This is a genomic window from Sabulicella rubraurantiaca, from assembly GCF_017355885.1.
GTDB classification, from domain to species: Bacteria; Pseudomonadota; Alphaproteobacteria; order Acetobacterales; family Acetobacteraceae; genus Roseococcus; species Roseococcus rubraurantiacus.
On record NZ_JAFEUU010000005.1, the window covers coordinates 282,554 to 302,213 of the forward strand.

A 19,660-nucleotide genomic window follows, 5' to 3' on the forward strand; every position below is an offset into this window, starting at 1 on the left:
ACGGAAAAAGACTCAAGGGAGGAAAAGGACGATGACCGCGACAAGACGGATTTTTCTCGCCGCATGCGGTGCCCTGCCGCTCGCCGCCCCGGCGCTGGCTCAGTCCTTCCCGGACCGGCCGATCCGCCTCGTGATTCCCTATGCGCCGGGCGGAGGCACGGATGCGACGCTGCGCGTGCTGGTCGGCCCGATGGGAGAGATCCTTGGCCAGCCCTTCGTGATCGAGAACCGTACCGGCGGCGCCGGCAGCATCGGCGCGGCCGTCGTCGCGCAGGCCAGGCCCGATGGCTACACGCTGCTGGCCGACCCCTCGGCCCACGCGCTGAACCACTTCCTGCTCCGCAACCTGCCCTTCAGCTACGAGCGGGACTTCACCCCCGTCGCCCGGCTCTCCGTTATGCCGCTCATCATGATCGTGCCGGCCAGCGAGCGCGCCCCCGACCTCCGAAGCTACATCGAGTGGGCGAAGGAGCAGGGCGGCCGAATCTCCTGGGCCAGCGCGGGGGTCGGCACGGCCTCGCACCTGTCGGGTTTCCTCTTCGTGCAGCGCGCGGGAATCGCGGGCGTCCATGCCCCGTATCGGGGCGGCAGCCAGGGGGCGCAGGCGGTTCTCGCCGGGGACACGCATTTCAACTTCGCGACCGCGCCCTCGGCCGTGGGGCTGGTCCAGGCAGGGCGGCTCAGGGCCCTTGCCGTGTCGAGCGCCACCCGCATGGCGGCGCTGCCCGACGTGCCGACCGTCGCCGAGACTGCGCTGCCCGGCTTCGAGCTTGTGGAGTGGATCGGCCTCTGGGCGCCCGCGGGAACGCCGCCCGCCATCGTGGAGCGCGTGCAGGACGCCGCCCGGCGCACCCTCGCCATGCCCGATGTCCAGGCGCGCCTCGCGACGCTCGGAATGGAGGGGGCGTTCCAGCCCCATGACGCCTTCGGGCGCTTCCTGGCCGATCAGCGCAGCCTGCTGACGCAGATCGCGAACGATGCCGGGCTGCGCCCCGAATGAGCGACGCGCCCGCGCTGGACGGGATCCTCGTCCTCGACCTCACGACGTTCCTTTCGGGACCCTACTGCACAATGATGCTGGGCGACCTCGGCGCCGAGGTCATCAAGGTCGAACGCCCCGAAGGCGACGAGGCGCGACGGATGCCGCCCTTTGTCGAGGGGCGTTCGCAGCCCTTCGCGCTGTGGAATCGCAACAAGCGCTCCATCGCGCTCGACCTCAAGAACGTGGCGGAGCGGGACGTGCTCTGGCAATTGGTCGCGCGGGCGGACGTGCTGGTGGAAAATTTCCGTCCCGGCGCGCTGGCGCGTGCCGGCTTCGGGGCCGAGGCGCTGCTGGCCGCCAATCCGCGCCTCGTGGTCGCATCCATCTCGGGCTTCGGACAGACCGGTCCCTGGGCGCAGCATGGTGGCTTCGACATGATGGCCCAGGGCATGTCGGGCCTCATGGCCGGGAACGGGCCGCCGGATGGCGAACCCTACCGCCTGCCGGTCGCCATCACGGATCTGGCGGCTGGCATGTTCACCACCTCCTCCATCCTCGCTGCGCTGATGGCGCGCGAGCGGACGGGGAAAGGGCAACATATCGACCAGTCGCTCTTCGAGGCGGGGCTGGCGCTTGGCGTTTATGAGGCTGCCCATGTCTTCACCCATGGCACAAGGCCCGAGCGCATGGGTCAGCTGCACCGCGGGAACTCGCCTTACCGAGTCTTCCGCACGAGGGATGGCTGGATCACCATCGGCGCCAACAAGGATGCGTTCTGGCGGGCGCTCTGCGCGATGATCGGCCAGGTGGAACTGGCCGACGACCCGCGCTTCGCCACCAATGCAGACCGCGTCCGCAACAACGACGCGCTGGTCCCGATCCTGCAGGCGGCGCTGGAGAAAAAGGACAGCGCGCATTGGCTGGAGGCGCTCGGGCAGGCCGGCATCCCGGGAGAGCCGGTGCTGGCCTATGACGAAGCACTCACGCACCCGCAGGCCGTCTCGCGCAGCGTGACGCAGGAGATCCCATCCCCGGACCGTGGCCCGATCCGGACCCTCGCTTCGCCGCTACGTCTGATGGGGACGCCGCCATCCTTGCGGAGGCGCGCGCCCGACCTGGACGAGCATGGGGCCGAGATCAGGGCTTGGCTGGGACAGGGGGAGAAGGCCGCGGCTTCGTCGGGGTGACCGACGACGCCCGGGACCGGGGAGTGCCGATCGCGCGCATTACGAGGCCGCGGAGCCAGGCGTGCTGGGCGCTACCTTCGTGCCGCCGGTGCCAGTAGAGCGCCCATTCGAAGGCGGTTTCCGGTAGCGGCAGGTCGCGCCGTGCGAACCCGTCCGCTTCCCGGGCCAGAACGTCCGCCAGCCTCTCCGGCATCACCGCGACGAGGTCCGTGGCCCGCAGCACCTCGGGTACGACCAGCCAGTGCGGCACGTTCGCGGCCACGCGCCGGCTGCGGCCCATCCGCGTGAGCGCGTCATCGACGAAGCGGCTATCCACCGGGCTGATGGACACCCGCAGGTGCTGCAGCGCCAGGAGGCGCTCCAGATCGAGTCGGCCACGCGCGGATGGATGAGCCTGACGCATCACGCAGACCATGCGGTCGGGCAGCAACGCCTGCCGGGCAATCGAGCCGCCATGGGCAAGCCCCATGCTGAGGGCGAGGTCGCAACCATCGGCCTCCAGCGCCTGGACCGTCTGTGCCGGCGAGAGGTGGACGACTTCCAAGGCGGCGAGCGGCGCCTCGTGCAGGAGGGCGCGCGCGATGGCGGGCAGGAACAACAGGCTCAGCAGGTCCGACATGCGCAGCACGAAGCGGTGCTCGCATCGCGACGGGTTGAAGCCGGAGTCGGGGGTCAGCACCCGCTCAACCTGGCGCAGCACCTGCCGCACCTGATCCGCCAGTTCCAGGCCGCGTGTGGTGGGTTCCATGCCACGCGGCGTGCGCACCAGCAGGTCGTCGCCAAAGGTCGCGCGCAGCCGGGCCAGGGCGTTGCTCATCGCGGGCTGGCTCAGCCCGACGCGCAGGGCGGCGCGGCTCACATGCCGCTCCTCAAGCAGGGCGTTGAGCGCCACCAGAAGGTTCAGATCGACGGAGCGCAGTCGCATGGTGGGGATATCGATACGGTGAATATCGCTAGAACAACAATCCATTTCCCCGATGATGGCTGGAATGCCAGCGTCACCCGGCGATGACGAGGGAGGACGCGGCCATGGCCGATGCCGAGGCGCTGAAGCGCAAGATCAAGATCTGCATGTTCGACCAGTACGGCACGGTCGTGGACATGCAGACGGGGCTTTGGGAAGTCGCGGTGGACTTCCTCAAGGCCAAGGGCTGGAAGGGCAATGCCTATGAGTTCGTCACCTGGTGGCGGCGGACGCATTTCGAGAATTCGATGATCGACGCGCTGCTGCAGCGCGAGCACATGCCCTATCGGGAGATCGGCCACCTCTCGGTGCGCCACGTCCTGACCCGCGCGCGCATCGAGCACACCGAGGAGGAGGTGCGCTGGCTCGTCTCCTGCATCGAGCGGCTGAAGTGCTTCCCTGAGGTGCCGGAGGCGCTCGCGCGGCTGCAGACCAAGTACAAGATCGTCGTGCTCTCGAACGGCGACCCCGATATGCTGGAGGAAGCGAAGAAGCACCACGGCGTGCCCTTCGATGCGGTGATCAGCGTCGCCGAGGCCAATGCCTTCAAGCCGCACCGCGCTACCTATGAGATGGCGGCGAGGAAGATGGGCGTGGCGATGGACGAGGTGCTTTTCGTCGCCAACCACGAATTCGATTGCGTCGGCGCCAAGGCGGCCGGCATGCACACGGCCTTCATCGACCGCCGCAAGCGCCCCTTCGCTAAGTGGCCCCATCAGCCCGACCTGCTGCTGCCCAGCATGACGGCGCTCGCCGATGCCATGGTCTGACGCCTCCGCCGCGCCCCGCCCCCTGGCCGGGGTGCGCGTGCTCGATCTGACGCGCGTCGTCTCGGGGCCGTTCTGCACCATGCTCCTCGGCGATCTGGGGGCGGACGTGGTGAAGGTGGAGGAGCCCGGCCGGGGCGATGAGAGCCGGACCTACGGCCCGCCCTTCCAGGGCGGGGAGAGCGCCTATTTCCTCTCGGTCAACCGCAACAAGCGGGGCATCGCCCTCGACCTGAAGTCGGAGGAGGGGCGGGCGACGGCCCTGGCGCTGGCGGCTCAGGCCGATGTGGTCGTTGAGAACTTCCGCCCCGGTGCGCTGGACCGGCTAGGCCTCGGCTGGGAAGCGCTGCGCGCATCCAATCCGCGCGTGGTGCTGTGCTCCATCAGCGGCTTCGGAGCTGAGGGACCGGATGCGGACCGCCCTGGCTACGACCTGATCGTGCAGGGAGAGGCAGGCATCATGGGCATCACCGGCCAGCCGGACGGCCCGCCCACCAAGGTCGGCACCTCGATCGCCGATCTCGTCACCGGGCTTTACGCCAGCCAGGCCGTGCTGGCCGCCCTGCGCCTCCGCGACACGACCGGCGAAGGGCAGCGTGTGGAGGTGGCGATGCTCGACGCGCTCGCGTCGCTGCTGACCTTCAATGCCGGGATCTTCTTCGCCACCGGGCGCGATCCGGTGCGTCGGGGCAATTCGCACGCCACCATCGTCCCCTACGAGACCTTCAAGGCCTCCGATGGCTGGGTGAATATCGGCGTCGCCAATGACAAGTTCTGGGCGCTGTTCTGCGCGGTCGCTGCCTGTCCGGAATTGCGCGACGACCCCCGGTTCGCCCGGGCCAGCCTCCGGGTGGAGAACCGGGCGGCGCTCATGGCCGAGCTGGTCCCAGTCATCCGTGCCCGCAGGCGCGACGAGTGGGTGGAAGCCTTGTCCGCGGCCGGCGTGCCTTGCGGGGCGATCCGCAGCGTCGGCGAGGTATGCGAGGCGCCGCAGCTCACGGCGCGCGGCATGGTGCTGGAATCGGCGCATCCCGCCGCAGGCACGACACGCAGCATCGCCTCCCCCGCACGCTTTGGCGGGGCGCCACCGCCATCGCCGCGTCCGGCGCCCATGCTGGGGCAGCACCAAGCGGAGGTGATGGGAGATTGGCTCGGAGGGAGGATGTGATGCGCAAAGTCGATCTCAACCAGGCCCGAACCGCCTTCGACCGGGCTGCCGTGGGAAAAGGGGAGGCCTTCGGCGACTTCTTTCTCTCGCGATTCCTTGGCCTCCAAATCACCTATCCCAGCGACGCCTGTGAGGTCGCCTTCGAGGCGCAGGACCACCTGTTCAACCCGCAGGGCACGCTGCATGGCGGCGTGCTGGCGACCGCTCTCGACATCGCCATGGGCCATCTCATCCATCGACATGCGGGAGCAGGCACGACACTCGAGATGAAGGTGCAGTTCCTCGCCCCTGTCCGGGGCGGGCGCGTGACCTGTCGCGGCGAGGCATTGCGCCGTGGCGGCACGTGGTTCCTCCGTGCCGAGGCACGCGACGATGCGGGACAGTTGGTCGCCTACGCCACCTCGACCTGGAAGCTGCTCAAGACGGCCGATCGGGCCGCGACACCCAAGGAGGCATCCGCATGATCCGCCGCTTCGTCCTCGCCGCAGCGCTCGGCATGGCCGCGCCCGCCCTCGCCCAGGCACCGGCCTGGCCGGAGAGGCCCATCCGCATCGTTGTGCCCTACGGGCCGGGCGGCGGGGTGGACAGCTTCACCCGGCCCATCGCGGCGCAGCTTCAGGGGCAGCTCGGCCAGAGCGTGGTGGTGGACAATCGTGCCGGGGCAGGGGGCACCATCGGCGTCCTGAACGTCGCCCGCTCACCGGCCGATGGCTACACCCTCCTCTCAGGGGGCGTGCACCAGCCTATGGCGGAGGCGCTGTACCCGCAGCGCGGCTACCGTATCGATGCCGATTTCGTGCCGGTCGCGATCACCGCCGTCGTGCCCAATGTGCTGGTGGTGAACCCATCCTCGGGACTGACGGATCTGCGGACGCTGATGGACCGCGCCCGTGCGGCCCCGGGTGGCCTGACCTACTGCTCCTCCGGGAGCGGGACCTCGCAGCACATCATCGCCGAGATGTTCCTGCGTGAGACGGGATTGCGCATGGTCCATGTGCCCTATCGCGGGACGGCGCCGGCCATGAATGACCTCCTCGCCGGGGTTTGCCCGATGATGTTCGACGGGATGGGTACGTCTGCCCCGCAGATCCAGGGACAGCGGCTGCGCCCGATTGCCCTGACCGTCGCGCGCCGCTCCACCCTCTTCCCCGAGATCCCCACCATGGCGGAGGCGGGCGGCCCGGGAATGGACGCCGGGACATGGTATGCGCTCTGGGCGCCGGCCGGCACGCCCGCACCCATCCTGGCGAGGCTGCGTGCGGAGCTGCGCACGGCGCTGGCCTCGCCTGCGGTGCAGCGCACCTGGCAGCAGCAGGGTGCGGAGCCCTCCACCATTCCCGAGGAGCGGCTTGCGGAGCATGTTCGCGAGGAGGCGCGCCGGTGGAGCTCGCTGGTGACGGAACTCGGACTGCGGGCGGAGTAGGGGACGGGCAGGCTCTACGTCTTCGATCCAGCCGCGGCGGTTGGCCGGTTTCGAACACGGGACTGGCGCGAGCGTAAGTCACGTCACGTGGCCGAGAGATAAGTCTACCGGAGCTTCCGAATGATGGACGGAAATACTGATCTGCACCGAAATTGGAAATGCCTACCAAACTCTTTTGATTGATATGAATAGAGGAGTATCGGTGCATATCAGCTACAGTCCAGGCTGAAAGCCTCTACCGTCGTCCTAGTATTTCTTTGCGCTGATCTGCGCCCGAGCGCGCTTCGGTCCTGGGCCGGGCCCACAAGTTGGCGATTCTAGCTTCAGTGGTCCAGCGAGGTTGGCCTCATGCTGCGCCAGTAAGTCGATTCACGATGAGATCACGATCGGGCTGCAAGTTGATCCGACGGATCGGAGCACGAAGATGTCCTCACGACATGGATCGGGCGTAGCTGCCGCCGCAGCCTGTCAGGGCTTCCGCAAGCCCCGCCCATCGCCAGGACCACGCCAGATTCTGCGCGGGTACCGGCATATCTTCCGTGATCCGGAGCCCGAGCAGAGATTCGGGAATGGTCGTGCTCCCGAGGAGGTGATCCGGCTGCTCGGCGTGCTCAACAAGCGGCTGGAGAACTTCGACGAGGTTCCCGAGGATGTCTCGGAGTTCGAGAATCCGAACATCCCGAGCGGCTACACCTATGTGCTGCAACTCATCGCGCATGACTGCGTCCGAACCTCGACACCGTTCTGGGCGGTGCCCGATGCGCTTCCCATCTCGCGCAACACGCGCCTCGCGCGGCTGCAACTCGACACCTTGTACGGGGAAGGGCCGTCGGCGTGCCCCCATGCCTATGCACCGGACGACGCTGAAGACACCTCGCGGACGCGGCTGGGCATTGGCCGGATGCGGGCAGCGCCTGACAGACCTGCTGATGGGGGCTTCTTCCGGGACATTCCGCGCGCTGGGGTGATCCGGGCGGGGAATGGACCAGCGAAGCCTAACCCGGCCGATCCGCTGATCGCCGACCCCCGAAATGAGGACAACGCCTTGGTCGCGCAGGTGACGACGTTGTTCTGCATGCTGCACAACGTGATCGTCGACATGCTTTCGGGTCTGAACGGCAGGGATGCGCGCGCCATCGAGAAGCGCTTCGTTTGCGCGCGGGCGGCAACGACGATGATCTACCGTCATATCCTGTGCCACGACGTGCTGCGCCGCATCCTCGATTGTGACGTCCGCGAGGCCTACGAAGCCAAGGTTCTGGCCGCCGACGACCCCTCCATGCTGCTGCATCGTGAAGATGGCCAGGAGGACGGCTTCGTCTCGGTGCCGCTGGAATTCTCGCATGGCGCGTTCCGCTTTGCCCACTCCATGGTGCGGCCCCTCTACCGCACTAATGGTTCCACGCGGGTGCCCGTCACGTCAGCGCTGATGGCGACGAGCGCCAGGCGCCCTGCCGCCATGCCTCTCGGCGAAGCGTGGATCCTCCGTTGGAGCAACTTCTTCGAGTTGCCGGAGGTCGAAGGATCTAAGCCCAATTTCAGCCTCCGGGTCGGTCCGCGCTACACGAAGGGCATGTTCAACACCACGCTATTCCCATCGCCTTTCACCGAGGATGACACCGGAGCGGGCGAGCGCCGGCACGGCGTGGCGTTCCTGGATCTGTTGAGCGCGGAGCGCGCCGGACTCTGGTCGGTGAATGCGCTGTATGAGGAAGCGCGCATCCGCATGACGAAGCGTGGATGGCCTGATGTATTCGCCAAGTCCGGGATGGCGACGCCGGAGGCGAGGCGGGACGCGGTAAAGAAGTTCCTTCTTCGCGAGCGGCCGCTTTCCGACGTGCCGTGCGAGGAGGATATCAAAGCCCTTTCCGAGGATCCGCCACTGCCGTTCTACGTTCAGCTCGAAGCTGAACTGGACGGCAAGGGAGAGCGGCTTGGACCGCTCGGTTCGATCCTGGTTGGCGAGGTGATTTACGACGCGCTGATGGAGCATCGCTTGCCGGGCGAGGACCACGGCCAGCCGCTGGGAGAGAAGCTGGGCGCATTGCTGCGGCAATTCAGGCAACCGCCGGAGGTGCTATCTGACGCTGCCAGGGTTTGCGACATGGCGGCGCTGGTCTCCTTCGTCCATCGCAACCGCGTGCCTGAGGAAGGCGAACCCAAGTTCCTTTGATTCCAACATGGCAGAAGGAAGGAGAAGACCATGCCGAAGCCGATGACAGTCCAGAACCACGGCAATCTTGGGCGCCTGATACAGAAATGGGTCCTCGATCCCACCTCACGGCCGAAGGAAGGCGACTTGGTCGAGCTGAAGCGGCAACTGAACGATGCCGATGTCAGCGCCATGATCGACCCGGCCGTCACCACCTTCCGCTTCGCTACGCATAAGTCCGATGAACTCGTGCTCCGTCTGCCGCCGAAGGACATGTGGGAGGAGCATCGCAAACGGCTGGAAACGGAAGACTACAACCTGCCGCCCTTCTATCGCGAGGTCTCGGCTCCAGGCGCCCAGCCGCACGCATCGGTGGACGACAAGCTGGCTTTCGATGAGGAGCGGCTTGGCGACTACACCATCGCCAACTGCGCCTGATGCTGCGGCGTCACCAGTCACCGAAGGAAAGGCCGGCAGCCTCTATGCCGGCGCCAGCGACACCGTGGCGGAGGCGTTCCCAGGTCTCCGCGCGGCTGATTGGATAGAGGTGCAGCAGCCAGCGCGCCATGCTGGCTTCGGTGGCGTCCTCCTGGCCGCGCCAAGCAGGCCGCACCAGTTCAAAGAACTGCGCGGCCGAGCGCCTGGCGCCTTCGATGTCACCGAGATTGAATAGCGCCGCGGCCCGCCAGGCCGGCAGCGCCCGGATGCAATCCTCCGCGCGGTCGCAAGCCTCGACCGTCGCTTGGTCGTCGCCACGGAGATAGGCGATGGTGACCTGGTAGCCCCAATGCGTGCGTCCGGCGGAGAGCGTCATTTCGAGCGATTCCGCTGCCAGCCGTGCGGCTTCGGCGTGGTTGCCGCAGAACGCGTGGAACAGCGCGGCGGAGATCAGCGTCCAGGTGTCATAGGGGTTCAGCTCGCAAGCCAGGGCCATCGGCGTGGTGGCGCGGTCGTGTTGCCGTGCCATCGCCAGCGACCATCCAAGGCAAAGCTGCGCGCGGCTGTCCATCGGATCGAGCTGGACGGCGCGTCGCGCCATCACAAGGGATCGCTCCTCGCGCGCGCGGTCCCTCCAGATGCCGGGGTTGACGATGTGCTCGACATTGTCGAGCTGCGCGAGGCTGCTATAGGCCGGCGAGAAATTCGCGTCTTCTGCGATGGCCTCCCGGAACAGGGTCCGCGCACGCTCCCAGTGTTCCGGGCTGAAGCCGCGGATGATGCTCTGTCCGAGCAGCCATCGGTCATGTGCAGCGAGGGAGACCTCCGTGCCGCCGCTGATGCAGGACATCCGCGCCGACGAGATCTGGCCGTTCAACGACATCGCGATGCCGCGTACGAGACGAGTCTGCGCCTCGAACCAGGTTTCCAGGTCGAGGCCCATCTTCTCGCTCCACACCACGACGCCGCTTTCGGTGTCGCTCAGTGTCAGGACGAGGCTGACCCGTGTGCCGGCCTGGAAGGCTGTGCCGTCGATAGCGTAGCGGCTGGAAACCCGGCCCGCGATTGCCGCTTCGGTTGGCGTGGTGGAGCCATCCAGCACGAACCATTCGCGGAACCGGGCGAGGCAGCCCATCAAATCGTGGCGGAAGCCCTGCACCAGGTGCTCCCGCCCTTCCGGCACGCCATGCGCAGCGAAGGGGCAGACGCGCAGCAGCATCCGGGTGCGCCCGGTGGCAGGCTGGGCAGGCCTCGCGGCGGGAGGGGGCGGAGCCGGCCGAGGCGACGCAAGCTCGAGGCTGCCGGACTTGATCGCCGCCACCAGCTCCTGCGTAGCCGGCGAGGGCTCCATGTCGAAATCCTCGCCCAGGAGGTTCCACAGGGATTCGTAGAGACGGAGGGCCCCGGCGATGTCGCCGTCGGCGACGGCGGCCTGCATGGCCCGCCGGCAGGCCTCCTCATGGGTGGGATCAAGGTTCAGCAGCGCGCGAGCGGCTTGGCGGCGGACTGCCGTGTCCGTCGCGTCCAGCAGTGCCTCCAGCCGCCGCGCGAAGGCATCGTGGAGGGATTGCCGCTTCGCGAGCAGCCAGACATTGAAGGCTGGGTCGAGATCCTCATGCCCCTGGAGCAGCTCTTCGGTCAGGCTCGCTCGCTCCAGCAGCAGCAATGGAACTTCCCCGGCGGCCAGCGCGGCATTCACGCCTTCCACATCCGAGGTGAGGCCACGCAGGTCGAGCACGAGGCTCAATCGTTCCGCCGCGAGCAGCCCAGGCGGCAGGGCCTCGCGCAGCTCGTGCACCACCTGACGCAGAGAGGCCCGTCCCTTCTCCTCGCTGGATTCGCTCCACAGCAGGCCGACGAGGCGTTCCCGCGTTTCCTCCCCTGTCGCCGACAGCGCCAGATAGGAGAGCACCGCGCGGGTCTTGCGATTGCGAAGCCGGATCTCGTGACCATCCAGGACCAACCTGAAGCCGCCAAGCAGCGACAGAGACAGGGACGCTGTCTGTGGTAGTCGCGCAGGCGCGGACAGGGTTGCCGACATGGTGTCCCACCCAGAGGAGGGTTTCAGAACTTTCGTGGGCAGCTTCGAGCCTGAATATTCGCCTGCATAGATTCAGGCGTGCAACATTATTCCGCGCCGTTGGCCCGGTCCCCCACCGGTTTTGGCGATGGCGGCCAGCAGGCGTGGCGGCACGCTCGTGGAAGGCGTGCAGGCCAAGCTGTCACAAATAGCGCGCCAAACCGGAACCGGATCCGCCGCGTGCTCGACGAACCACAGGTCGAATCCCGCGGTGGCGAGCCGCCTGGCGATCTCTGTGAGCAGCTGCGCCGCCGAGCCGTGGAGGGCCTCGTCGGGGCCTGCTGCGCCCTTTGGATGCAAAAGCCATTCGGCGTTTGGCCTTACCCTACGCTTCCGTTCCAGAGTGGCGCGATCGCGCTTGTCCAGGCCCTCATCGCCGCGTTCCGCTGCCCTCGCCGCCACGATGCGCTGTCCCAGTTCGTTCTGGCAAAGTTCACGCAGCGCGGCCTCGGCGGCCGCTTGCAGCGTTGCGCGCGCCGCTGTCCCGCAGCAGAAGCCCGTCCCGTCGGCGGCGAAGGAGATTGCCGCAGCCGCCGGCACTCCCAGATCTGTCGTGATGTCGATGGCCCAGGTGACGCGACCTGTCTTACGCGCGCGCCAAGCGGCGAGGGTCGCAGCGGCGGTGGCTTCCAGGGCGGGAGGGAGCGGTCGTCCAGCCCGCCCGCCGATCCACCACAAGGCGACAGCGTCGCGCTCAATGAGTTCGAGCACGGCTCGCAGCCGCGCCTCGGCCGCAGTGGGCGCCGCGGCGCAGCCGATCGAGAGCGGCCTGGGTGCCGGCTGGGTAACCCGGGCTGGCGCCCTCCGGTAGCAATGGTCGAAGGGCAGGGGGTGAAGCCCATCGCCTGACCAATGTCGGGCAAGCACCGTGTCGCCACGGCGCATGGCCCTCGCCGCCGGGGTCTCGACCTGCGCGGCGAACTCCACCGCCTCGCCGATGCAGGCCGCGAAGGCGGCTCCGGCCGCTTCCGCGAGGCCGGACGTGCCCAGGACCTGCAGCCCCGGCTCGCCCGCAATCTCCGCCAGATCGATCTCGGCGCCGAAGCAGTACAGCCGCGGCGCGTCCCGCACGCGCAGCCGGAACACGCGCCGGCACGATGCCGCCACCTTCAGCAGCGCCGCGCGGTTGGCGCGCAAATCAGGCGGCGCATCCAGATCCCACTGGAGGAAGCCGAGCAGTTCGCGGGCCGCCTCATTCGGTGCGTCGCCGGTCTGTGCCGCCGCCGCGGCGAGCAGCGTCGCCGGCTCTAGGGCCATGGCACTCCCCTGTCCTGATGCCGCAATTCACGTATGCCTCACGGCAGGGTGGCGGAGGCGGGGGCCGGGATGGAAGCGCGCTGAGGACCTAAGGCTTCGTCACCGCCTCCCTCAGCGTGGCGCAGCATCTCCCCGCCGGCAGCAGCGCAGTCCGGCGTCGCCAGGTCCGTTCTCCCGCGCTCGCGCCCTGCGGGGAAGCTGCTGCTGATCGGCTGGGCAGGGTCGAGGCATGCGAAAAGCCTGGTCTTTGCTGGGCTTTCCGGGGGCCCGCCTTGTCGATGCCATGGATGCGGTTCGCCTTTCCTGTGCCACCGTACCCTGCGGCCGGTCGGCCAGTTGCGGCCGAGGAACGGCGACGCTGGGTCACGGGTGGACTAGCCGCTTTTGCGCCTCGCCCTGCGCCTGGAGGGGGCGCGCACTTGGATCGTCGCGAAAGAGAATTGGTCTTGCTTCGGCGCGGTGATGTGAGGATCACGCTGGTCTGACGAAGGCTTGATGCCCCCCCGTGCAGTCTCCTTTCGCGCCTCGATGGCGCACCAGGAAAGGAGACCGGACATGCTGCCGAAATTCTTCATCAGAGCAGGCTGCGCGATCGCAATGCCGGTCGCGCAAGCCGGATGCACCAGCCACCCCATGGCCGACACCTGGCCTGTCGCGATGTCGGAGCGTCACCAGCGGTTCGCCGCTCTGCCGGCTGCCGCGGTGCTTGACCAAGACACAATCGAGAGGAGCATTCCCATGACCAAGATCCGCAACACCCTCGCCCTTTTCGCTGTCGCCGCCGCCATTCTCGGCTCGGGCGCGGCAGGCGCGCAGTCCTGCCCGTGCATGACCCGTGGTGCCGAGGATTCGAGCATCGACTACGGTTCGGCAGCGCCTAACAACGTCGTCGGCGGCGGCAACCTAGTCGCCCGCTTCGAGGAGGAAAACCGCACCTTCACCTACCTTGAGCCGCGGTTCGAGCAGCAGGCTCAGACCGGTCTGGTGCCCCATGTCTTCACCTCGGGTGACGGACGGGCCGAGGTGGTGTGGGTGCCTTCGGGCACGCTGCCCAGCGCCCTGGCCACGATGGGTGGTGACGGTAGCCTGCTCCGGCAGCGTGGCCTCCAGCGGCGCCTCGCCAGCCGGTGAGACATGACAAGCCCGGGCCGCCCCGCAGCGACCCGGGCCCTCTCCAGGACGAGGTGCGTCCTCAGGAGAGTCGCCGCGTAAACTCCGCGGCTGATCTGTATCCGGCCCGGACTCCGATGATGGCGCTGTCCTCGTCCTGCGGAAGCTGACGGCGGCGGGATCATCGGGGCCCGGGCCTTCAATTTGCATCATTGCTCACCCTCAAGGGGGTCGCCATTGCCGCCAGAAGGATCAGAGCGCCTCGTTCACCTGGACGATTGGCTGGACATCGGTGAACCGAGGGATGTCGGAGAAGATCTCAGCGCCGTGTGCTGCAACAGCCTGCTGAAGAGCGTCAGCAGTGGAGAAGTTGAGCAGCGCGATGACCTGATAAGGGGCCGGCCTGCCGTCCGGCGTGCCGATCCCGCGCAGGAACCGGGCGTCCTTCAGGCCTATGGGTTCCCAGCGTTGCCGCACCAGGGCGGCGTGCCGCTCCATGTAGTAGCCATGGTCAAAGCGGGACCCCTCTTGGTTGGGGTAGAGCACGGTCACAAGAACCACGATCATGTCCTCCCTTTTGCGATGCTAGGCTAAGCCCCTTCGCAGAGCACATGCCATCACGAATGTGTCGTCGCGCCATCATCCATGGGAGTACTGGGCGCAGCGGTTACGGCCGAGGCGGCCCAAGGATGGCGCCGTCATAGCCAAGGGTGCGCAGCAAACTGCGCTTGTTTCGCGCCGGCACTGAGCCCTAGGCTTTTCCCCGCACTGGAAAACAAGAGCACATCAGGGAGGAGTGCCATGTCTCATATGGAAACCGCGAAGGCTTTCTTTGAAGCCTGCGAGGCCGGTCGGGGCTGGGAGGCGTGCCGTCCGCACTGTGCGCCCGATGCATCCTTCTCGGCGCAAGCTGGGGCTCTCGCTGATGTGCGGACGTTGGAGCAATACGTCGAGTGGATGAAGGGCATCCTCACGGTTTTGACCGATGGAAGCTACGAACTGCATGCCTTTGCCGAGGACCGCGAGCGCGGACAGGTTTGCGCCTTCGCCACCTTCATCGGCACGCACAAGGCGGGAGGCCCGGTCCCACCCACCGGGAAGACCACGCGCACGGACTACGTCTACGTGATGCGATTCCGCGACGGGAAGATCGCGCACATGACCAAGATCTGGAATGACGGCTACGCGCTCAAGGAGCTTGGCTGGGCCTGATCCTTCACCAATCCTTCCGCAATTCCTTCGCCGGGGCTGGCCGGGCTGCTCATTGCGCGTGGTGTCGGGATCCCACGCGGCAAGGTCAGCACCGGAGTGCATGGTTTGGTAGCTTGCTCCCGGCTTCGGCACGCAAGGATGGAGCGAACTGGGCCATGAAACGACGCACCGCCGTTCTGACTGCCCTCGGCCTTGGCGCCATGCGCGGCGCTTCTGCGCAGGAGCCCTGGCCCAACCGCCCCATCCGGATGATCGTGCCTTATCCGCCAGGCGGTGGAACGGATGTGATCTCGCGTGAGTTGGCGTTGCGCCTGGCCACGCTCACCGGCTGGACCATCGTCGCGGAGAACCGGCCCAGCGCTGGCGGCAATGTCGGGATCGACGCTGTCGCCAAGGCGACGGATGGCCACACCATCGGCATGGGGCAGACTTCCAACCTCGCGATCAATCCGACGCTCTACGGCGCCAACATCCCCTATCAGCCGCTTCGGGATCTGGCGCTCGTCTCGCTGGTCGCGTCGCAGCCGAATGTCTTCGTGGTGGCGCGGACCGCGCCCTACCGGAGCTTGCAGGACGTGGTTGCAGCCGCCGGCGCGGGGCCGGGCCGGCTGACGGCCGGCCATCCCGGCAACGGCACGGTCGGCCACCTGAGCACCGAGATGATCGCCCTTGCCGCGCGGGTAGAGCTGACGGTCGTGCCGTATCGCGGTGCTGCGCAACTCGTCACCGACCTGTTGGCAGGCCGGCTGGACCTTTATTCCGCCAACCCGCTGGCGGTGAAGGGGATGATGGATTCCGGCGAGCTGCGCCCGATCGCCGTCACATCCGCCCGGCGAATGCGCATCCTGCCGGAGGTGCCGACGGTCGCGGAGTCCGGGTTCCCTGGCTTTGACGCGGTGAATTGGACCGGCATTGTCGCCCCCGCCCGCACGCCACCTTCCATCCTGATGCAATTGAAGGGCGCGGTGGTGCGCGCCCTGCGGCAGGAGGAGGTGGTGGCACGGCTGGAGGGGGAGGGCAGCGAGTCCACGCCCTCCACGCCCGAGCAGTTCCGGACCTTTCTTTCCGCCGAGATCGAGAAATGGGGCCGCGTGGTCCGGGAGGCGCGGGTTCAGGCGGATTGATCAGGCGGTGGGGATGACGGCACCGTCGAAGGTCTGTTCCGCGAACTCGCGCACCTCGGGATAGGCATAGCCGGCAGCAAGGCGCCGCGCCCAGGGCCCGTTCTCGTCAGGGCGCCGCGATTGTGAGGCCTGCGAGGACGAGGGCGCCGTAGGTGACGGTGAGGGCCAAGGCGGCACGACCGGCGAGGTCAAGCATGGCCGGCGGCCCGGGTGGGCGATTGGCGGAACATGTAGGCGCGGACGACGCGCTCCGCGGTGGCGGCGTCGCTGAAGTTCGCGCGGTCGAGTTCCTCAATGCGTGTGTCCAGCGCGATCACGAACCAGCCGAGATCGCCCTGGGCGACGACGCCGACGAGGGAGCCTCCGTCAACGAGGGGGATGGATTGGCGCATAGGTTGTCCTTTCGCGTCCGCGTGCGCGCGAGGCGGCGTCGTTTCGGTGGGGGCGGCGGTGGTTGGGTCCGGGGCGACAGGGACAGGGGGCGGCGGCGGCATCAGGGGCGGCGCCACCCGGAAAAAGAGACTGGGGCACGGGGCCCCAGTCCAAGTTCAGGGAGGAAATGCCAGTCACGGTGCCGCCTTTCGACCATCCCGGGAGATGGCCCCGCTGGCGGCGGACGGATCGGAGGGCGTAGGTCACGCCGGTCCAAAGGGAATGGCTATGGGGGGCGATGGCTGCCGCAGAGCCAGATCCACGATGCCTGATCGGAGATTGACGGCGAGGGTGCATGGTCAGAGCACTCCGCCTGCCTACAACACCGCCTGCTCGATCTCAGCCGGCAGGGGTGGCGAAAGGACCTGCAAGGTTGCGCCGAGCAAAGCCGCGAGAAAGGCCGCGGTCAGCGGGAAGCCCAGGGTCGGCGCGACAATTGCAGCAGCCCACCGTCAATGGCCTCTCGATGTAGGGAGCGGCGCCTGTCGTCCAGCACAGTGAAAGGACTTCATGACCATGGCGCCATTAAGCACCCTGAAAGATCGTTGGTCAATCGAAAAACACTTGCGTGAATCGTTTAAACTCCGACCATGCGAGGCATGGAACACCGATTTCACGTCGTGGAAACGATGACCGGATGGCGAGGGCGATGTCGGGGCGATGCCGTGCCCCCGTCCAACCGCCCTTTCAGGAGAGTTTCCATGATCCGACGTCGAGCCTTCCTCACCTCGCTGCCAGCCCTAGCGGCGCCCCTCCCACTTCACGCCCAACTCCAGAGGCCGCTTCGCCTCGTGGTATCCTCCGCCCCTGGCGCCAGCCTCGACGCGCTCGCACGCATCTTGTCCCCGTCGCTCTCCGCTCGGCTCGGTGTGCCGGTGGTGGTGGAGAACCAAGGCGGCGCCAATGGCCTGCTGGCCGCGCAGGCCGTGCTGCGCGCCGAGCCGGATGGCAGCACCCTGCTCCTGACCGGGGACGCGATCCTGCTCGCGGGGCTCGCACAGCCCCAGGCCGGCGTGTCGCTGGAGCGCTTCGCCCCTGCCATCCAGGCCGTATCGGCGGCGCAGATCATTGCCACCCACCCGGGCGCCTCCTTCACCGACATCGAAGGCTATGTCGCGGCGGTGCGGGCGCGGCCTGGTGCATTGAACGTCGCGATCCCAGCGCAGGGCGGGATCGCGCAGGTGGTGCACGCGCTGCTGGCACGCCAGCTCGGCGGCCTCTCCGTGGAGTTCCTTTCCTTCCGCGGTGGTGGCCCGGCCATGCACAGCCTGCTGGCGCGCGACGTGGACGCGCTGGTGATCACCCTGCCGGCGATCACGGAGCAGGTGCGCAACGGCGCGATCCGGCCTCTCGCCGTCACCACGGCGCAGCGGGACGAGGCGCTGCCGGAGGTGCCGACCCTGGCCGAAACCGTCGCGCCCGGCTTCGACGTGGATTCCTGGCAGGGCGTGCTGGCGCCGCCGGGAACCCCGGAGCTCCTTATCCGGTCCCTGCACGACGCCCTCGCCGGAACACTGGCGGAGCCGGCCGTGGCCGCGCGGCTGCGCGGCCTGGGCTTCCGCGTCACCGCCCTGGCACCCGAAGCCTTCCGGGAGCGCGCTGCGGGAGCGGCAGGGACCTTCGGTCCTGTGATCCGTGACCTCTTCACCTTGGCACAGGGCTGAACCCGCCATGCCAATCCACCACCCCGGCGCGGCACCAATCGGGACATTCGCCCGCGCAACGGTTGAGCCGGATGACGGCGCCCGCCGCGCGTTGACCAAGCATCTCCGACGAATAGATTGCCGCGCCTCCGAGGATGTTTTGCGCATGCATCTTTTCCGCCCCGCCACGATCATCGCCGTGATCCTGCTGATCGGTGGTGCCGCGCTGCTTGGGGTTCGGCACAGCGCGATGCAGGCGTCGCTGTTCCTTCTCGGTGGCGCGCTGGGCGTTGCGCTGCTTCACGCGAGCTTCGGCTTCGCCGGCGCGTTCCGGCGCTTGCTGGCGGAGGGGCGAGGCGCGGGGCTGCGGGCGCAGATGGTCATGCTGGCCGTCGCGGTGGTGCTGTTCCTCCCGGTGCTCGCGGAAGGGAGTTTCTGGGGACAGCCCGTGCGCGGCTTCGTGTTTCCGGTCGGGCTTTCCTTGCTGCTTGGCGCCTTCCTGTTCGGTGTCGGCATGCAGATCGGCGGCGGCTGCGCCTCCGGAACGCTCTATACCGCGGCGGGCGGGCAGGGGGCTCGGATGTGGCTTACCCTCGCGAGCTTCGTCGCCGGAGCGACGCTTGCAGCTTACGGGGCGGAGCACTGGGAGGACTGGCCGAGCCTGCCGCCGCTCTCCCTGCCGGGGATGATCGGAACCCTGCCGGCCATCGGTGTCTCGCTCGTGGTCTTCGCCCTTGTCTGGTTCGGGTCCATTTGGCTGGAGCGCAGGCGTCAGGGTTCGGTGGAGGTTTTGTCGTGGCGCGGAGGAGACTTCCTCCGCGGGCCGTGGCCGCTGCTATGGGGCGCGGTGGCGCTGGCGCTGCTGAACTTCGCCACACTTCTGCTGGCGGGGCGCCCCTGGGCGATCACCGCCGCCTTTCCGCTCTGGGGGTCGCGGCTGGTCGAATTGCTTGGGTGGGATGTGCCGGCCTTCTGGCTCTACTGGGAAGACCCGACCCGGACCGAGGCATTGCTGCGCCCCCTGCTGGCCGACCGGACGACGGTGATGGATCTCGGCCTGATGGCAGGAGCCTTCGGCGCTGCCGCGCTCGCCGGGCACCGCGCCGACTGGCGATGGCCCCGCCCTCAGGAAGCTCTGGCGTCGCTGTTCGGTGGGATCCTGCTCGGCATTGGGGCCGTGATGGCCTTCGGCTGCAACATAAGCGCGTATTTCAGCGGCATTGCGTCAGGCAGCCTGCACGGGTGGGCATGGATCGGGCCGGCGCTTCTCGGCAACTGGGTCGGGCTGAAAATACGGCCGCTATTCAGCCTCGACCGTGGAAACAATGAAATGAAATTGACAGAAATGCGGGGTGCAATGTAATTATCCCATAATGGGTCAGTGGAATGCATTGGGCCCGATGGGGATCATATGAGCCTTCGCCTCCTTGCCCTTCCTGCCATCCTGCTCCTCGCAGGTGCCGCCACCGCACAGGAAGCGCAGTCGCCCGCGCCGCTCGCCGCCCAGGGGTGCTTGGGATGCCATGGCCAGAGCGGGCACGGGGCGGGCGGCATCCCAGGCATCGCCGGACGTGAGGCGCGCGAATTGCAGGCGCAGATGATGGCGTTCCGCGCCAATGAGCGCCCGGCGACGATCATGGGCCGCATCGCCCGTGGCTACACGGAGGCGGAGATCGCCGCGCTCGCGCAGCATTTCGCCCAAATTCCCGCCCGCTGAGGAG

General features: G+C 67.7%; 19 protein-coding genes. 14 read left to right on the forward strand and 5 right to left on the reverse strand.

The features are described from left to right. The first annotated feature begins 31 nt into the window (after positions 1-31). Both JTJ31_RS11560 and JTJ31_RS11565 read left to right on the forward strand, forming a co-directional pair. Positions 32-1,000 (forward strand): Bug family tripartite tricarboxylate transporter substrate binding protein, encoded by a 969-nt coding sequence (locus tag JTJ31_RS11560; protein WP_207538815.1) that lies wholly within the window; start codon positions 32-34, stop codon positions 998-1,000. Next, positions 997-2,169 (forward strand): CaiB/BaiF CoA transferase family protein, encoded by a 1,173-nt coding sequence (locus JTJ31_RS11565; RefSeq protein WP_207538816.1) that lies wholly within the window; start codon positions 997-999, stop codon positions 2,167-2,169. The genes JTJ31_RS11560 and JTJ31_RS11565 overlap by 4 nt, the downstream gene beginning before the upstream one ends. Here JTJ31_RS11565 and JTJ31_RS11570 read toward each other — a convergent pair. Continuing rightward, positions 2,120-3,094 (reverse strand): LysR family transcriptional regulator, encoded by a 975-nt coding sequence (locus JTJ31_RS11570; RefSeq protein ID WP_207538817.1) that lies wholly within the window; start codon positions 3,092-3,094, stop codon positions 2,120-2,122. The two genes, JTJ31_RS11565 and JTJ31_RS11570, sit on opposite strands and share 50 nt — an antisense overlap. Before the next feature lie 104 nt (positions 3,095-3,198). On the opposite strand from JTJ31_RS11570, the gene JTJ31_RS11575 reads away from it, so the two are divergent. The 6 genes from JTJ31_RS11575 to JTJ31_RS11600 all read left to right on the forward strand — a co-directional run bounded on the left by JTJ31_RS11575 (position 3,199) and on the right by JTJ31_RS11600 (position 9,081). Then, positions 3,199-3,903 carry a haloacid dehalogenase type II gene (locus JTJ31_RS11575; RefSeq protein WP_207538818.1) on the forward strand — a complete coding sequence of 235 codons (705 nt, stop codon included), beginning with the start codon at positions 3,199-3,201 and terminating at the stop codon, positions 3,901-3,903. Further along, positions 3,890-5,068 carry a CaiB/BaiF CoA transferase family protein gene (locus JTJ31_RS11580; protein WP_207538819.1) on the forward strand — a complete coding sequence of 393 codons (1,179 nt, stop codon included), beginning with the start codon at positions 3,890-3,892 and terminating at the stop codon, positions 5,066-5,068. The genes JTJ31_RS11575 and JTJ31_RS11580 overlap by 14 nt, the downstream gene beginning before the upstream one ends. Next, complete coding sequence (locus JTJ31_RS11585; protein WP_207538820.1) at positions 5,068-5,532, forward strand: PaaI family thioesterase; 465 nt, start codon at positions 5,068-5,070, stop codon at positions 5,530-5,532. The genes JTJ31_RS11580 and JTJ31_RS11585 overlap by 1 nt, the downstream gene beginning before the upstream one ends. Beyond that, positions 5,529-6,491 (forward strand): tripartite tricarboxylate transporter substrate binding protein, encoded by a 963-nt coding sequence (locus JTJ31_RS11590; protein ID WP_207538821.1) that lies wholly within the window; start codon positions 5,529-5,531, stop codon positions 6,489-6,491. The genes JTJ31_RS11585 and JTJ31_RS11590 overlap by 4 nt, the downstream gene beginning before the upstream one ends. 589 nt (positions 6,492-7,080) lie before the next feature. After that, on the forward strand, positions 7,081-8,664 hold the full coding sequence (locus tag JTJ31_RS11595; protein WP_207538822.1) for a peroxidase family protein: 1,584 nt from the start codon (positions 7,081-7,083) through the stop codon (positions 8,662-8,664). Between the two features lie 30 nt (positions 8,665-8,694). Then, entirely contained in the window at positions 8,695-9,081 is a 387-nt protein-coding gene (locus JTJ31_RS11600; protein WP_207538823.1) for a hypothetical protein, read from the forward strand. 10 nt (positions 9,082-9,091) lie between these two features. Here JTJ31_RS11600 and JTJ31_RS11605 read toward each other — a convergent pair whose 3' ends face one another. Both JTJ31_RS11605 and JTJ31_RS11610 read right to left on the reverse strand, forming a co-directional pair. Then, positions 9,092-11,044 carry a BTAD domain-containing putative transcriptional regulator gene (locus JTJ31_RS11605; RefSeq protein WP_207538824.1) on the reverse strand — a complete coding sequence of 651 codons (1,953 nt, stop codon included), beginning with the start codon at positions 11,042-11,044 and terminating at the stop codon, positions 9,092-9,094. A 150-nt stretch (positions 11,045-11,194) separates the two neighbouring features. Next, entirely contained in the window at positions 11,195-12,418 is a 1,224-nt protein-coding gene (locus tag JTJ31_RS11610) for a YcaO-like family protein (RefSeq protein ID WP_207538825.1), read from the reverse strand. Positions 12,419-12,973: 555 nt separating this feature from the next. Here JTJ31_RS11610 and JTJ31_RS11615 point away from each other — a divergent pair. Continuing rightward, positions 12,974-13,549, forward strand: a complete 576-nt coding sequence (locus tag JTJ31_RS11615; protein WP_207538826.1) for a hypothetical protein — start codon at positions 12,974-12,976, stop codon at positions 13,547-13,549. A gap of 231 nt (positions 13,550-13,780) precedes the next feature. Here JTJ31_RS11615 and JTJ31_RS11620 read toward each other — a convergent pair whose 3' ends face one another. After that, a complete protein-coding gene (locus JTJ31_RS11620) occupies positions 13,781-14,095 on the reverse strand; it encodes an EthD family reductase (protein WP_207538827.1) in 315 nt (104 codons plus the stop codon). 234 nt (positions 14,096-14,329) lie between these two features. Here JTJ31_RS11620 and JTJ31_RS11625 point away from each other — a divergent pair, with 234 nt between their 5' ends. After that, a complete protein-coding gene (locus JTJ31_RS11625; protein ID WP_207538828.1) occupies positions 14,330-14,740 on the forward strand; it encodes an ester cyclase in 411 nt (136 codons plus the stop codon). A gap of 155 nt (positions 14,741-14,895) precedes the next feature. Further along, positions 14,896-15,864 carry a Bug family tripartite tricarboxylate transporter substrate binding protein gene (locus tag JTJ31_RS11630; RefSeq protein ID WP_207538829.1) on the forward strand — a complete coding sequence of 323 codons (969 nt, stop codon included), beginning with the start codon at positions 14,896-14,898 and terminating at the stop codon, positions 15,862-15,864. Positions 15,865-16,052: 188 nt separating this feature from the next. Here the strand turns inward: JTJ31_RS11630 and JTJ31_RS11635 are convergent, their stop codons facing one another. Beyond that, complete coding sequence (locus JTJ31_RS11635; protein WP_207538830.1) at positions 16,053-16,256, reverse strand: hypothetical protein; 204 nt, start codon at positions 16,254-16,256, stop codon at positions 16,053-16,055. Between the two features lie 741 nt (positions 16,257-16,997). Between JTJ31_RS11635 and JTJ31_RS11640 the strand changes: the two genes are divergently transcribed. From JTJ31_RS11640 to JTJ31_RS11650, 3 genes are all read left to right on the forward strand, one after another. Next, positions 16,998-17,960, forward strand: a complete 963-nt coding sequence (locus JTJ31_RS11640; RefSeq protein ID WP_207538831.1) for a tripartite tricarboxylate transporter substrate binding protein — start codon at positions 16,998-17,000, stop codon at positions 17,958-17,960. A 145-nt stretch (positions 17,961-18,105) separates the two neighbouring features. Next, positions 18,106-19,302, forward strand: a complete 1,197-nt coding sequence (locus JTJ31_RS11645) for a YeeE/YedE family protein (RefSeq protein WP_207538832.1) — start codon at positions 18,106-18,108, stop codon at positions 19,300-19,302. Positions 19,303-19,350: 48 nt separating this feature from the next. After that, positions 19,351-19,656: a c-type cytochrome gene (locus JTJ31_RS11650; protein ID WP_207538833.1), complete on the forward strand. Its 306-nt coding sequence runs from the start codon at positions 19,351-19,353 to the stop codon at positions 19,654-19,656. Positions 19,657-19,660: the final 4 nt, after the last annotated feature.